The 14,683-nt window shown below is 55.3% G+C and carries 15 protein-coding genes; 9 read left to right on the forward strand and 6 right to left on the reverse strand.

All coding sequences use genetic code 11. The features are described from left to right. Positions 1-29: 29 nt before the first annotated feature. Positions 30-1,202, forward strand: a complete 1,173-nt coding sequence (locus ANT_RS12885) for a S1C family serine protease (protein ID WP_013560966.1) — start codon at positions 30-32, stop codon at positions 1,200-1,202. A 63-nt stretch (positions 1,203-1,265) separates the two neighbouring features. Next, positions 1,266-2,363 (forward strand): baeRF10 domain-containing protein, encoded by a 1,098-nt coding sequence (locus ANT_RS12890; protein ID WP_013560967.1) that lies wholly within the window; start codon positions 1,266-1,268, stop codon positions 2,361-2,363. Between the two features lie 71 nt (positions 2,364-2,434). On the opposite strand, the gene ANT_RS12895 is transcribed toward ANT_RS12890, so the two are convergent. The 3 genes from ANT_RS12895 to ANT_RS12905 are packed head-to-tail and all read right to left on the reverse strand — an operon-like array spanning position 2,435 to position 4,660. Then, positions 2,435-3,100, reverse strand: coding sequence for a hypothetical protein (locus ANT_RS12895; RefSeq protein ID WP_013560968.1), 666 nt, complete (start codon positions 3,098-3,100; stop codon positions 2,435-2,437). Then, the gene (locus ANT_RS12900; RefSeq protein WP_013560969.1) at positions 3,097-3,939 is read right to left on the reverse strand and encodes an SDH family Clp fold serine proteinase; all 843 of its coding nucleotides are present in this window, start codon (positions 3,937-3,939) and stop codon (positions 3,097-3,099) included. The genes ANT_RS12895 and ANT_RS12900 overlap by 4 nt, the downstream gene beginning before the upstream one ends. Before the next feature lie 22 nt (positions 3,940-3,961). Continuing rightward, positions 3,962-4,660 (reverse strand): rhomboid family intramembrane serine protease, encoded by a 699-nt coding sequence (locus tag ANT_RS12905; RefSeq protein ID WP_013560970.1) that lies wholly within the window; start codon positions 4,658-4,660, stop codon positions 3,962-3,964. Positions 4,661-4,790: 130 nt separating this feature from the next. On the opposite strand from ANT_RS12905, the gene ANT_RS12910 reads away from it, so the two are divergent. The 3 genes from ANT_RS12910 (at position 4,791) to ANT_RS12920 (ending at position 8,281) form a co-directional block, all read left to right on the forward strand. Continuing rightward, positions 4,791-5,876 carry a phosphoribosyltransferase gene (locus ANT_RS12910; protein WP_013560971.1) on the forward strand — a complete coding sequence of 362 codons (1,086 nt, stop codon included), beginning with the start codon at positions 4,791-4,793 and terminating at the stop codon, positions 5,874-5,876. Then, positions 5,873-7,453, forward strand: coding sequence for a murein biosynthesis integral membrane protein MurJ (gene murJ / locus ANT_RS12915; protein ID WP_013560972.1), 1,581 nt, complete (start codon positions 5,873-5,875; stop codon positions 7,451-7,453). Before ANT_RS12910 ends, murJ begins: the two co-directional genes overlap by 4 nt. 81 nt (positions 7,454-7,534) lie before the next feature. Continuing rightward, entirely contained in the window at positions 7,535-8,281 is a 747-nt protein-coding gene (locus tag ANT_RS12920) for a SagB/ThcOx family dehydrogenase (RefSeq protein WP_013560973.1), read from the forward strand. A gap of 5 nt (positions 8,282-8,286) precedes the next feature. On the opposite strand, the gene ANT_RS12925 is transcribed toward ANT_RS12920, so the two are convergent. After that, complete coding sequence (locus tag ANT_RS12925) at positions 8,287-9,759, reverse strand: LysM peptidoglycan-binding domain-containing protein (protein ID WP_013560974.1); 1,473 nt, start codon at positions 9,757-9,759, stop codon at positions 8,287-8,289. A 111-nt stretch (positions 9,760-9,870) separates the two neighbouring features. Here ANT_RS12925 and ANT_RS12930 point away from each other — a divergent pair, with 111 nt between their 5' ends. Both ANT_RS12930 and ANT_RS12935 read left to right on the forward strand, forming a co-directional pair. Continuing rightward, complete coding sequence (locus ANT_RS12930; RefSeq protein ID WP_013560975.1) at positions 9,871-10,638, forward strand: nucleoside phosphorylase; 768 nt, start codon at positions 9,871-9,873, stop codon at positions 10,636-10,638. Beyond that, positions 10,632-11,093 carry a GNAT family N-acetyltransferase gene (locus ANT_RS12935; protein WP_013560976.1) on the forward strand — a complete coding sequence of 154 codons (462 nt, stop codon included), beginning with the start codon at positions 10,632-10,634 and terminating at the stop codon, positions 11,091-11,093. Before ANT_RS12930 ends, ANT_RS12935 begins: the two co-directional genes overlap by 7 nt. Here ANT_RS12935 and lipA read toward each other — a convergent pair. After that, positions 11,090-12,019 (reverse strand): lipoyl synthase, encoded by a 930-nt coding sequence (gene lipA, locus ANT_RS12940; RefSeq protein ID WP_013560977.1) that lies wholly within the window; start codon positions 12,017-12,019, stop codon positions 11,090-11,092. The genes ANT_RS12935 and lipA overlap by 4 nt on opposite strands. Positions 12,020-12,306: 287 nt before the next feature. On the opposite strand from lipA, the gene ANT_RS12945 reads away from it, so the two are divergent. Continuing rightward, a complete protein-coding gene (locus ANT_RS12945; RefSeq protein WP_049784907.1) occupies positions 12,307-12,783 on the forward strand; it encodes a PaaI family thioesterase in 477 nt (158 codons plus the stop codon). On the opposite strand, the gene ANT_RS12950 is transcribed toward ANT_RS12945, so the two are convergent. After that, positions 12,780-14,105 (reverse strand): NfeD family protein, encoded by a 1,326-nt coding sequence (locus tag ANT_RS12950; protein WP_041455045.1) that lies wholly within the window; start codon positions 14,103-14,105, stop codon positions 12,780-12,782. The genes ANT_RS12945 and ANT_RS12950 overlap by 4 nt on opposite strands. 217 nt (positions 14,106-14,322) lie before the next feature. Between ANT_RS12950 and ANT_RS17600 the strand changes: the two genes are divergently transcribed. Beyond that, on the forward strand, positions 14,323-14,598 hold the full coding sequence (locus ANT_RS17600; protein WP_041455046.1) for a WXG100 family type VII secretion target: 276 nt from the start codon (positions 14,323-14,325) through the stop codon (positions 14,596-14,598). The last annotated feature ends 85 nt before the right edge of the window (positions 14,599-14,683 follow it).

Here is a 14,683-nt window from a genome sequence, read left to right on the forward strand (position 1 = left end):
TCCGCCCAAGTTTCTTTAATAGAGGTGGTATGAAACATCGCATTTCCCTGTTTTTTGGCGTGATCTTCCTTGCCCTAGTCACCCTTGCCTGCCGTTTTACACTTCCCGAAACGCTCCAACCCATTCCCAGCCCCACCGCCGCAGCGCCCGTGACCGTCCAGACTCCCGCGGTTGAACCACCTGCCAGCGTTTCAGTCCCCGACCTGGTTTCTCATCAGGACCGGCTGGTAGCGTTATACGAACAGGTCAATCCCGGTGTGGTGAGTTTACAGGTGCTGACCGAAACTGGCGGCAGTCAGGGGTCGGGCTTCGTCTATGACCGCGAAGGGCACATTATCACTAATTTCCATGTGGTGGACGGTGCCACGGATTTAGAAGTGGATTTTCCCTCGGGGATTAAGGTGCGCGGGGAAGTCATCGGCACCGACCCGGACTCGGATTTGGCGGTGGTCAAAGTGAACGTCCCGCCAGAGGAACTTCATCCTCTCCCCCTGGGCAGTGGCGAAGCCGTCAAAGTGGGACAAACGGTGGTTGCCATCGGCAACCCCTTTGGACTCTCCAGCACCATGACGCTGGGAATCGTCTCCGCCAAGGGGCGAACGCTGGAATCGCTGCGCGAAGCGCCGCAGGGGGGCTTTTTCTCCACCGGCGGTTTGATTCAGACCGACGCCGCCATTAACCCGGGCAACTCAGGCGGACCCCTGTTGAATCTGAACGGCGAAGTCATTGGCGTGAACCGCGCCATCCGCACAACCACCATGACCGCGCTGGGCGAACCCACCAACAGTGGAATTGGCTTTGCGGTTAATGTTGACATCGTGGCACGAGTTGTGCCAGAATTGATTAAGAACGGGAAATATGATTATCCCTACCTGGGGGTGAGCAGTCAGGAGGAAATTACCCTGATGATGCAGGAAGCCTTGGGATTACCCCGTGCAACCGGAGCGTACGTTCTGGAAGTACGCCCCAACAGTCCTGCCGCTCGAGCGGGATTGCGCGCGGGGACGCGTTCCTCATCCATCCCCGGTTTGCCTGCCGGTGGTGATTTAATCATCGCCGTGGATGGACGCCCGGTGCGTGTGTTTGGCGATTTGCTCAGTTATCTGATGATCTACAAACGCCCCGGCGACACCATCGTTCTCACCATTCTGCGCGATAACAAAGAAATGGAGGTGACCGTCACGCTGGACAAACGACCTTAACCCATGCTATCCCGCCGAGAGGCGGCATCACGTTCTTTCAACAATCTGAATAAGGAGGTTGCCATGTTTACCGAACATGACTTGCGGGAACTGGTTGAGTTTGTCGCACCCGCCCCCGTGCTGAGTTTGTACCTCAATACGGATCCATCTGAAGGCAATGCCGATTTTCACCGGTTGCGGGCGCGCAGTATGCTCAAAGACATCAACCTTCCGCAGGATGTAGAGGCAATCCACCGCTACTTAGATTTTGAATACCCCTTCACCGGGGGAGGAGTGGCGATTTTCTCTTGCGCACAGGAGGGCTTTTTCCGCGGCATTCCGCTGGCGGTTCCTGTGCGCAATGCGATTCATGTTGGAGATCGTCCCAGCGTGAAAATTCTGGCTGGGCTTCTGGATAGTTACGGCGGGTACGGCGTTGTGCTGGTAGATAAACAGGGCGCACGTTTGTTCTACTTCCACATGGGTACACTGGTGGAACAGGAAGGCATCATGGGCGAAGCCATCAAGCAGGTCAAGCGCGGTGGGGCTTCCTCGTTCCCGGGCAGAAGGGGCGGCGTGGCTGGACGCACCCGCGCCGTGGAAGAACAAATCGAGCGCAACATGAAAGACACAGTTGAATACGCCACCCGCTTCTTTGAACACCATAAAGTGCGCCGTATTCTGATTGCCGGCACGGATGAAAACGTCCAGCAATTCCGCTCTCACCTTCCCAAGTCCTGGCTCAGTCTGGTAGTAGGCACGTTTCCGATGAGCATGACCGCCAGCCATGCCGAGGTGCTTCAGCGTGCCATGCAGGTCGGCAATGAAGCCGAAAAACACCGCGAGGAGCGCCTGATTGAAGACCTGATCACTTTTGCCGCCAAAGGGGCGAGCGCCGTGGTTGGGCTGGAAGACACCCTGCAAGCCGTCAATCAGGGGCGCGTCCAGACGCTGGTCATCTCGGAAGGATTCCGCAAGGTGGGTTACCGCGAACGCGAGACCGACTTCCTCACCACGCAACCTTCAGAAGAAGGCATCAACGAAGGACGCTATATCAAGGTGTACGATGTTGTGGAACTGGCAGTGAACCACACCTTGCGCTCCGGCGGGGATGTGGATGTCGTGATGCAGGCGGAGAAGATGGAGAAAGCCGGAAATATCGGCGCCTTCCTGCGCTTCTAATCACCGCTGTTTAAGAATTTAAAGCCCCCTCTTCGACAAAAACGGAGAGGGGGCTTGCCTTTCCCTTTTGCTTACTTTAACTTTTCCACCGTCAATAAAATCTCGCTGGTCAGACGCTCCAGATCCTGTTCTGCCAAACGGGTGTCGCGCCCCAGGTCAGCCCGTGTCAACTCGATGAGCGTGGAGAGCGTTTTGGGGTCTGCCAGTTTCTGCGTTTCCAGAATGGGGTAGGCTTTTTTGAGCACCTCTTCGGCTTGATTCAACGCCGCTCGGGCGTCGGAGATTTTACGGTCGGCAACGTAAAGACGCGCCAGCGTAACCGGATACAAGCCTTCCAGCAAAGCAGAACGGGCTTCGGCTTTGCGGGCGTCTAACACCTCTTTCTCTACCTTCTGGAGTTTATCCTGAGTATCTCGCAGTTCGACAGTGGTACGCGCTAACGTTTCCTGAAGGGTACGTATCTCAGCCCGTGCCGGTTGAACCATCAAGAGATATACCGTCAATACCCCTAGCGCGTAAAACGCCACAATAAAGCCTACAACCCGTAATACCGGACGGACAATACGACCGGTGCGCGTCTCGGCGCTGAGGATATGCCGGAAAAATCGTCCCAGCCAGGAACCTTTTGGTTTTTGTTGCGGCTTTTGCGCTTCCAGTTTGACGGCTTTCACCGGCTCCGGCGCAGGCTGTTCCGGGGACAAAGCCGGCTCGGGAGGTAAATTCTCATTCTCGCTCATCGTTGTTCTCCTTTCTCCGAAGAGGGACGCCACGGGTAGGGCATGGGCACGTATTCTACCGAGGGACGCCGCTGCATGGTTTGCGGGTAGAGATTCATCAATTGATACACTTCCTGAGGCATGTCCGTACTGATGTTCAACCCCAATTCTCTAGCCTCTTCTACGGTAATGGGATAGTCATGCGTCCAGCGCCCACTGGGTAATTCATCCGCCAGGCGCTCTGCCACTTCCTGCGAATAATGACAGCAGGCAATGCGCCGCACGGTCTCTTTGACCTGCACCATGGCTTTGCGAGCCACATCCGCAAGGATGAGCGTCTGGTCATCCACGCGGTTAATGTCCTTCTGCTCCAGCACCTTGAGGATAGACGCCGCCGGATACTGTCCCAGTTGCGGGTCCACCGGTCCGAGAACGGCATTTTCATCCATGACAATTTGATTTGCCGCCAGAGCAATCAACGTTCCGCCGGACATGGCATAATGCGGGACAAAAACCGTCACCGGCGCAGGGTGACGCGAGAGCGCATTGGCGATTTGCTCGGCGGCAAGCACCAGCCCGCCGGGTGTGTGCAGGATGATATCAATGGGTACTTTCGGGTCGGTAAGTTTAATGGCGCGCAGAACCTGTTCGGAATCGTCAATGTCAATATACCTGCCGATGGGGAAGCCCAGCAAAGACATACTTTCCTGACGATGAATCAGCCCAATCACCCGTGAACCACGTTTTTCTTCCAGACGGCGCAACAGATTCAAGCGCGTGCTGGCAATAATCTGCTGGCGTACCATGGGCGCCAGGCTGGAAACGATGAGAAAAATCCAGAACAAATTGAGCAGATCCATAGGGTTTTCTCTCCTTCAAGCCTCAATAAGGGAAGAATTCATCCGGATACCAGACACGATATCTCCGACCGGCGGCAAAAGGACGGGCAAGCAATAGCCCTGCCACAAACCCGCCAATGTGCGCCCACCACGCCACACCGCCACTGGCTATTCCGCTGGTGGTAGCCAGCGCGGCAACGCCGGAGAACAACTGGGAAATGAACCAGAAACCAAGATAGATCACAGAAGGAATTTCAATAAACCACGGCAGGAAAAACACCGGGATAAAAGTAATCACCCGCGAGCCAGGGAAGAACAGAAAGTAAGCGCCCAGCACCGCGGCAATGGCTCCACTGGCACCGATGGCAGGAATACGAGAGGTGGGATCGATAAAGGCTTGCGCCAGTCCCGCCAGCACACCGCCCATCAGGTAAAAGATCAGGAAGCGTCCTGAGCCCATGCGGTCCTCCACGTTATCGCCAAAGATGAACAGCGTCCACATATTGCTCAGGAAGTGTACCCAACCACCATGCAGGAACATATGGGTGAAGACCGGCATCCAGGTGAACGGGTCAAAGAGGTCAAAACGCGCCGGTACCAAGCCATAGCGGAAAATGAAGCGTTCCAGGCGGTAAGGTCCCAGGCTCAATTCCAGCATGAAGACCAGCGTGTTGGCAATGATGATCAGCCACATAACCACAGGGAACGAACGGGAATGGACGGTATCTTTAATGGGAAACATAAGAATAACCTCTCAAGAAGATTATATACTGTTTTTTTTCCCCTTTCGTTCTGTACAATCGGGCAAATTCCGTTAAAATCAATAGGGCAGGTACAGTTCCCCAACTGCCTGCCCGGATGGGAGACCTTGTGTGTTAGAGATTAAAACTTCCTCTTTTCATTATCCGTTTGTCTTTCTGGAAGAAGATTCTTCCACCGTCGAAGTTGAACTCGAACTCGAAAAACCGCTTCCCTGCTCCAGCCACCCTCAGGAAAGCGGTTTTTATCGTCCCGGGCAGATTCATTTCCAGAATGGTCATCATCCGCTGGAACTGGTGTTGTACCACAACCTGGCAACAGCACAATTCATTTATCTGCACGAACAGCCTGCAGATGCCCATTTTCTACGCATTGCAGGCTTGAAAGAAAAGGAAATTCCCAACAGCCTTCCCATCACCCTGCCGGGGCAATTGTGTCTGGGTGCGGCACGCACTGCACTGATCGGCAAAGCCATGCAGGGATTGTTTTCTGCACCGCCCTTGCGGGAAATCCTGCAACAGTACACACAGGAACAAATTGCCATTTTTCCGATTGCCCGGGAAGGATTGAAATATCAAATTGCCGAAGCCCTGTTCGACACCCAGGGGTATTATTGCGATGAAATCATTCTGGACGCTCATCATGTCTTTGACCATACCGTTCCCCTCTATAACCGCAAGGTGGAAATGACCCTGTTCAAGGACAAAGATCTCGAACCGGCACAACGCAACGGGGTAAAGGTTGCCATCATTGGCGACAGCATTGCCAGCGGGCTGGTGATGCGCGAGGTCATCGAACACATCCGCCGACGTTTTCCGGCGCTGGAACGGGTAGAGGTCATCGCTCCACTGGCAACCGTGCGCGGGTTGACACGGCTGGCGCGCACTTCGTTCAATGGCACGATTCCCGTTCGGGCGCATGTCTTTGAAACCCTGCTCAACGCACTGCCGCCCGATTACTACTACTCCGCGCATTTCAACATTCCCGAACTGCACATCCGCCCGGATATGGAACAAACCTATCGGCAGTGGTGGGGCATGGATGCTACGGGTCAGTGGATTGCCGATACCGCCTGCGCAGGCTACGGCTGGAGCGAGGTATTTTACTCGCCGCGCAAACAAATTCAAATGATTAATGAAGAACTTCATCGGCGGCACGGGCTGACTCTCGCCGAGATTTTGCGACGCAATCTGCAATGAGTGAGATACAACGTTCTCCCCTGCATCAAATTGCCCGCGCCGCCGGTACGGTGATGAGCGCGTATATCCTGGTGCAAATTGCCGGTCTGGTCCGGGGTATTCTGATTTACCGCGCATTTGGCACTTCCAGCGAATTGGATTCGTTCAATGCCGCCAACCGCGTCGCCGAGTTGCTCTTCAACCTGATGGCAGGCGGGGCGCTGGGGTCTGCCTTCATTCCCACCTTTACCGGTTTGCTGGCAAAGGAAAACCGCCAGCGGGCATGGCAATTGGCTTCCGCCATTGCCACCCTGCTGTTTCTGGTACTGAGCGCAATTTGCCTGGGGGTTTTTCTCTTCGCGCCGCAAGTCGTGCGGCATGGGTTGTTCATCCTCTCCCCGGAGCGCTCTATCGGGCAGGAAAGCCTGACCATTGCGCTTCTGCGGCTTCTTCTGCCTACGGTGGTGATTTTCGGGTTGAGCGGGCTGGTTATGGGCATATTGAACGCCCATCAGCGATTCTGGCTTCCGGCGCTGGCGCCTGCCATGTATTCGCTGGGGCAAATTGGCGGTGTCCTGTTTCTGCCCACCTCGATGGGCATTTACCGTCTCGCCGTCGGAGCGCTGATTGGCTCCCTGCTCCATCTGCTTATTCAGTTTCCCGACCTGCTCAAACTGGGCGGACGTTTTACCCCCATGCTGGGTGTGGACATGCCCGAAGTGCGCGAGGTAGGCAAATTGATGGCACCGCGGGTGCTGGGCGCGGCAGTGGTGCAGATTAATTTCATCGTCAACACCATTCTGGCGCTCAGCCTTGCCGAGGGCAGTGTCTCAGCAGTGACGCTGGCATTCACCTGGATGCTGATGCCGCAAGCCATCATCGCCCAATCGGTTGCCATTGCCGCCCTGCCTACGTTCTCCACGCAGGCGGCGCTGGGAAAATGGGACGAACTCCGCTCGGCGCTGGCGGGGGCATTGCGCGGGGTGCTTTTCCTTTCACTGCCCGCCGCGGTGGGATTGATTCTCATCCGCACTCCGTTAATTCGGTTGCTCTATGAAAGCGGCAGTTTTACCGCGCAATCCACCAAGATGGTCACCTGGGCACTGCTCTGGTACGCAGTAGGGCTGCCTGCTCACTGTCTGCTGGAAGTTATCGTGCGGGCTTTTTATGCCCTGCACGACACGCGCACGCCGGTAGGGGTGGGAGTAGTCGCCATGGGACTGAATATCGCCCTCAGTTTCTTCTTTACAGCACTGTTTGCGCACATGGGCTGGATGCCGCATGGCGGATTGGCACTGGCAAACTCGCTGGCGACCCTGCTGGAAATGCTCACCTTGCTGGTTCTGCTCAGAAAGCGCTTGCACGGGTTGGAAGGTCAGCGCGTGCTGGGAGCGCTGACATCGGCGAGCGTGGGTGCGCTGGCGCTTTCGGGCGGAATTGTGCTCTTCCTGAATACCATCCCACTGCCAGATATTCTTCAGGTAGGTGGAAGCGCTTTTCTCGGGCTTGGCATTTATGGAATCGTATTAGTTTTTTTAAAAGTACCCGAGACGCAAGTCTTGAGGCAATTTATCCAAAGAAAGATAGGATTTTCTTAGTCACTGGCAATTTCTTTCCCGGAGAAATTCTATGGGAAGAGATATAATGACATTATTCGATTTTCTGTTAGAGGTGAAATCATGCGCCAGTTCTTCGAAGAATTTCTCAAAAAAACCGCTTATGAATCCCTTTCCCGTTCTCCACAGGAACAGGGCATCCCCCAACCACCTCTGGAATTGCCCTACTCCGAGGAAGCCATCCTCATTCCTTTACCTGCGCCGGACACCTGGAGCATTCCCCCGGCAGATTTGCGCAAAACCATCGAACAACGCCGCAGTCGGCGGCATTATGAACCGGTGCCACTGACCCTGGAACAACTGGCTTACCTGCTCTGGCTCACTCAGGGAGTGCAGAAAAAGTCCAACCGTGGGGTTACATTGCGCACCGTGCCTTCTGCAGGTGCGCGCCATGCCTTTGAAACCTTCCTGCTGATTAACCGGGTAAAAGAGCTGGAACCCGGACTGTACCGCTACATCGCCACACAGCACGCCCTTCTGCGCCTGGATGCGCCGGAAGATATCCGCGAGCGCATGGCCACTGCCTGCTGGAATCAGGAACAGGTGCGCCAGAGCGCGGTGACCTTCTTTTGGGTGGCTGTCACCGAACGCATGGCGTGGCGCTATGTGGAACGTTCCATGCGCTACCTGCATCTGGATGCCGGGCATGTCTGTCAGAACCTGTATCTGGCGGCAGAGTCCATCGGCTTTGGAGTCTGCGCCATTGCCGCCTTCCACGATCAAAAGATCAACGCCCTGTTGCATCTAGATGGGGTGGATGAGTTTGTCATTTATATTGGAAGCGTGGGAAAACCCGCCATCAGCCGGTAAACGGCTCAGGGAATCTGTACCGTCATTCCTACCGTAAGACTTGTATCGTTTGTCAATCCATTCGCCGCCGCGATTTGCTCCGGCGGTGTGTGCCATTTCATCGCCAGAAGCGGCAGGGTATCGCCTACCTCAACGGCGATCTGTACCGTCTGTCCATTCAGTTGCTTTTGCCGCCAACGCCAGCGAAACATCTCAAAACCGCCGTGTCCGGTGCGCCCGTTGATGCGGTCTTTTGCCCATTCGTTGCGCAGGATACCCACTGTGGGGTCATGGGCGTTGTACAGCACCATCCGCTGAATGGCAAAACGCAATTCTGGCTCGACCCACACACGATTGGTCACCGAATACACATTCCCCTGCTCATCCACTTCGGTCACCAGTGCCACATGATCAAAGCCGTCGCCTTTGCCGTACAGGTACAGCACATCCCCCGCCGCCAGCGGGAACTGGCTAAAGTCAAAAGTACCTGCGGGTTCATTAAAGCGACGAACCAGATAGGTTTCCGACGGGAAAAGCGACCAGGGTCTGCCGTTGACGCTGGGCTTGGGAAGCCAGAAGGTTTTCGGCCCTTCGCTCCACTCGCCGTAACCGGGGGGAAAGGATTGGGCGTCGTAAAGAATGGACCAAGCCAGCGGTCCGCACATGGTGCGGGGACCTTCATTCTCACCATCCCCCAGCCAGTTAATGCGAAATGCCACTCGGTAGGCTTGTTCGGACGTTTCCGCCAGGTAGGCATTTGCCGCTTCTGCCCAATCGGGCAATTCCCAATGGGCTTGCTCCATCGTTCCGGCGGGTACATTCGGCGCCATGCCCGATTCCGTCATCCAGCGGCAGGGGGTGAGTTTCATCGTCGGAATGATGCGCTCATCCCCTGAGGGAGAAGAAACCGGGCTGAGCCAGTACGCTTGCAGATATTCCCCCCATACCCCACCAAGGGTTTGGGGTGTCAAAGGCACTGACAGAATCTCCAGCGCGCCTTGGGAATCACGGCGCAACCAGGCGGCAAAACCGGCAACGTGCAAAGCGTTCAGGGCTTGCTGGATAAGATAGCGTGGTCGGACATCCGAAACATCGAAAGCGTACACGCCGTCCCGGCTGGGCAGGGTTTCTTTTTTCTGCGGATGCCAGATGCGCGGCAGGGCGCGCTTTGCCAGCGGGCGCGTCCATCCCAGCAAAGAGTCGGCATACGCCAGCCATTCATTGGGCGTCTCCCCCCATTGTTCTTCGGACGGTCGGCAACCGGCAGGTTCCTGCCAAAACTTCATCTGCGGCTCTTCGGTTTGAACAGGCTGAGAGGCAGGGACTATTGCCAGGATCTCTTCAGGCAAAGGCGGGGTGGACGTCAAAACAACCTCTGGCAGGGATGGGCTTGCGGTCGCCGCAGGGGAAGCGGGAACCGCCTCGCCCTGTCCCGGCAAAGGAGAGCATGACACTACCAGGAACAAAATCATTCCTCCTGCCAGCCAACGCCAGAGCATACACCCTCCAGTGAATGAACGTCCTCTCATAGCCAAAATACCGCCTCTTCCGCGTATAATTCTAAAAACCGCGTTGCCTGATTTTAACACACCCTCACACAAGGACATCTCATGGAACACCCCTACCCCATTCTCGAATTCGATCCCGAACCTAACGCCATCCTCAATCCGCACCGCCCGAACTGCGAACCGGTAGAAAGCACGCGAGCGGTACTGTGTTTCTTTGCCGACATTCTCCGGGAAAGTCTGGAAAAAGGCGAACTGCGCATCATCGGCATGCTGGGGACAGAAATCGGCAACAATCCGATTTACCTGCACGAAAGTCCGGAGCGCCCGCCGGTCATCGTCATTCACCCCGGTGTGGGCGCACCTTTGGCAGTGGGATTTCTGGAAGAAATCCTGACGCTGGGCGTGGACAAGGTCATGGTCTGTGGCAGTTGCGGGGTGCTTAAACCCGAAATCAAGGTTGGCGATGCCTTGATACCAGTGAAAGCGGTGCGCGATGAAGGCACATCCTATCATTACCTGCCCCCTTCGCGGAGCGTCACTGCCTCTCCGCAAGCCGTGCAGGCGCTGGAAAGCGTCTGCCGCGCCATGGGCGTGCCTTACCGCACCACCAAAACCTGGACTACCGACGCCTTTTACCGTGAAACCCCCGCTAAACGCGCCCGCCGTGTTGCCGAAGGGTGCGAGATTGTGGAAATGGAAGCATCGGCGCTGTTTGCGCTGGCGCAGTTCCGTCAGGTAACGCTGGGGCAGATTGTCTATGGCGGAGATTTGGTCATTCCCGAAGGCTGGGACCACAGGTCCTGGAACCATCGCCGGGATGCGCGGCGCTTGCTTTACGAAATTGCCCTGGAGACAGTCCGACAATGCTAACGTCTTCCCTTCAAGAAACCCTCATCCTGCGCCCGTTCCAGCCACAGGATCAGGACGCCGCCAAAGGTTTGATTCTGGACGGGTTAGTAGAACACTGGGGCTTTCTCGACCCCACTCTCAATCCGGATTTGAACGATATCGCTCACGCCTACGCGAATGGATGCTTTCTGACCGCTTGGCATGGGAAAACGCTCATCGGCACGGGGGCTTTCCTGCCGGTGGATGAGCAAACGATTCAAATCGTGCGCATGTCAGTACGCAAAAGCCACCGCCGGCTGGGGGTGGGAAAACACATTCTGGAAGCCCTTTTGCTAGAAGCAACACGCCGGGAGTACCGGCGTGCTATTCTTGAAACCACCGCCACATGGACGGAAGTAATTGATTTTTACCTGCGCTGTGGTTTTATCATTACCCACCATGCCGAAGGCGACGTGTACTTTGAGCGCTGGCTTTAGCCGTACAACTGGCGGTGTACAGCACTGAGCACACGCACCTGTTCGGCGGCGTGGTAAGACGAGCGCACCAGCGGGGCGCTCTCCACCCACTTGAAGCCAATCTGATACCCAAATTCACGCAGTTCTTCAAATTCTTCCGGGGTGTAGTAGCGTGAAATAGGTAAATGCTGGCGGCTGGGTTGCAGGTACTGACCGATAGTCAGAATATCCACACCCCACGAGCGCAGGTCTTCCATGACGGCTTTGACCTCATCTATGGTCTCGCCCAAACCCACCATAATGCCGGATTTGGTCAGCACATCCGGATCCATCATTTTGGCATGGGTCAGGGTAGCGCGCGCCCACTCATAGCGATCCTGAGGCTGAACCAGTTTGAAAAGGCGCGGCACAGTCTCCACATTGTGGTTGAGGATTTCAGGGCGGGCATTCATGACAATGCGCAGAGCTTCGGCACTGCCCTTGAAATCCGGAATCAGCACCTCGATGGAACAACCGGGATGAATCTCACGGATGCGCTGGATGACCATGGCAAAGATCGGTGCACCGCCGTCGCGGCGGTCGTCACGGTTGACGCTGGTGATGACCGCGTGCTTCAGGTTCATGGCTTTGACGGCTTGCGCCACCCGCTCGGGTTCAAGGAAATCCAGCACAGCGGGCTTGCCGCGTTTGATATCGCAAAAACCGCAGGTGCGGGTGCACACATCGCCTAACATTAAGAAAGTTGCCGTGCCGGAACCCCAGCACTCGCCCATATTCGGGCACCCGGCTTCCTCGCACACCGTGTGCAGGGCTTTCTGGCGCATCAATTTCTGCAACCATTCGTAGGTCTCTCCCGAGGGTGCGCGAACGCGAATCCAGGAAGGACGACGAATGGGTGTCGTATCCATTTTTTGCGGATCTACCCGATCGCGCGTTGCATCTACCATGATTGTGACCTCCTCATTCGTTGGCTGGATTGTAACAGGCGCAAGGGGCAATGTCAACTCGGGATAGAGGCTATTCTTACAGATTCACTCGCAATTAGAGTGATCTTCGACTCGATTTTGGAGAGGTAAACATACCCATATCACCGCAAAGACGCCAAGCGCGCAAAGGGAGATTGGTTACGATATGAGAGAATACCTCAAACCTTCCAGGGCTTTATACCCCATCCTTCCCCCATGCGCATCCAAATCCTGTACAATGGGTTATGTTTCAAGAAAGGAAAACAGCCATGACTGCAAAACGCCTCAAACAACCCAATTCGCGCCACTGCTTTGTTTGTGGCGTGGAAAATCCCGTAGGATTACAACTCAAGATTTACCAAATTGAAGAAGGGGTCATCGAGACCACCTACACCGCGCCGGAGCACTTCCAGGGCTATCCGGGTGTCCTGCATGGCGGAATCATCGCCACCTTGCTGGATGAAATCAGTGGACGGGCGCACATGGGCGATCCCTCCCAGCCGCGCTTCATGTACACCGGCAAACTGGAAGTGATTTACCGCAGGAACGTGCCCATCGGCCAACCTCTGCGGATTGTGGGGAAGAAACTGGAAAATCGCGGGCGCGCCGCTCAAGGCTGGGCGGGGATTTACGATGAAAAAGGTAATCTGCTCGCCGAAGGCACTACCCTGCTCTTCGACATTCCCCCTCACTTACTGCCGCTGAAAGACCTGGAAGAACTGGGCTGGAAGGTGTACCCCGATTAATTCACCCGCCGCACAATCAGGCGAATGCCCTCCACACTCACCACCTCTACCCGTGAACCGCGCGGGATAGGCGTGGTGGGGTCAACATTCTCTGCTGTCCACAGTTCGCTTCCCAGTTGCACATTACCCACGGGGTTAATGTCACTGCGGGCATAGCCCACCTGCCCCAGGAGCGCTTCCTGCCCAATGCGGATGGGAGCACGTTGAGCGCGCAGAGCAAACGCCACCGCTCCAAAAAAGATCACCCCAATCGTCACTCCCGTGCCGACAACCAGCGGCACCGAAACCCGCGGCGTGCCGGGAATGTTGGGAGAGTTGAACAGCACCAGCGCGCCCACAATGAACGAAGCCACCCCTGCCGCGGTCAATGCTCCATGCGTAGGCGACTGAATATCCAGCACAAAGAGGATGAAAGCCATCACCAGGAAGATGATGCCGAACCAGTTGACCGGCAGGATTCCCAATCCAAACACCGCAAAGGTAATGCACACCGCCCCAATAAACCCTGCCACCCAGCCGCCCGGACTGGACAGTTCAATGAGAATGGCTTGCACGCCAATCGAAAGCAACAGGAAGACCAGATTGGGATTTGCCAGCACCACCAGCACCTGTTCCATAAAGGTCAGCGGCACTTCCACCACGATAGCGCCTGCAGTGTTCAGCGTGCGCCGGCTGTCGCCAAACTCAACCGATAACCCATCCAGTTTGCGGAGCAAGGTTGGCAGGTCAGACGCTATCACATCCACCAATCCATTTTCCACCGCCTCATTTGCCGAAACGGCGCGGGCATTTTCAATCATCTCTTCGGCAAGGCGCACTGCCGTTTCACCGCGCCGCAGGGTTAATCCGCGGGCGCTGGCTTTGAGGATTTCCTTCACCTTGCTTTCCATGGTCTCGCCGATATCCTCGCCCTGCCCGCCTACCGGACTGGCGGCGCCAATGGAAGTTTCGGGCGCCATAGCAGAAGCATGTCCTGCCAGGGTGAGCATGGCGCCTGCCGAAGCCGCCATGGCTCCCGCAGGGGAAACATATACTACTACCGGCATCGGACTGTTGCGAATTTGCTGAACCAGACGGTTCATCACATCAATTTGACCGCCGGGGGTATCCAGTTGCAGAATCAGCGCCTCTGCGCCGCGATCTTCTGCTACACGCATGGCGCGCTTGAGCGTTTCCTGCCAGATGGGGTTGAGAGCACCTTCCAGGCGCACCGTCACCACCACCGGCACATCGCTCTGAGCCTGCATGGGAGAGGCTGTCCCCAGCCATGCCCACAGGAACAACCCCAAAACCACCAGACGCACCCAATTCAACCTACCCATAACGTCCTCCACCTTCATTATAAGGCAAATGAAGGGGAAAACCTTCCCCTATTCAAAGCAACAGTTGAAGCATTTACTTCATAAAATAACAGGTAGCTTATGTATTGCATTCACTACTACAAAATTCTTACAGTTTGTTTACAACTCGCGAAAGGATATTTATCTATATTACAATGTGTTATATAATTTTTTTAAACTTTTTCAAGGAGGGCTATATATGACTACACTTCATATGGAAGTAGAGACTGCTCGATCTACAGCGAGCAACATGGCAAATACATACCAACAGTTAATCGGCCTCGTACAAAGTATGAACAGTTCTGTTAACAATTTACAATCTGCGTGGATGGGCAATTCTGCAACCGAATTCTTCGGTCTCTATGACCAATGGCGTTCAAGCATGAACACAATTCTGGAAAATCTCAATACCATGACAACAAAGTTGCAGACCGAGATTACCGAATGGGAACAAATGGCAAGCAATCTCTCATAATTTTTCTGGAAAACTAATCAATATTTTATTCTCTCAGCAAATCCTGTTTGCTGAGAGGTTTTTATCATTTCACAAATGATAGCTG

The organism is Anaerolinea thermophila UNI-1 (genome assembly GCF_000199675.1).
Classification (GTDB): domain Bacteria; phylum Chloroflexota; class Anaerolineae; order Anaerolineales; family Anaerolineaceae; genus Anaerolinea; species Anaerolinea thermophila.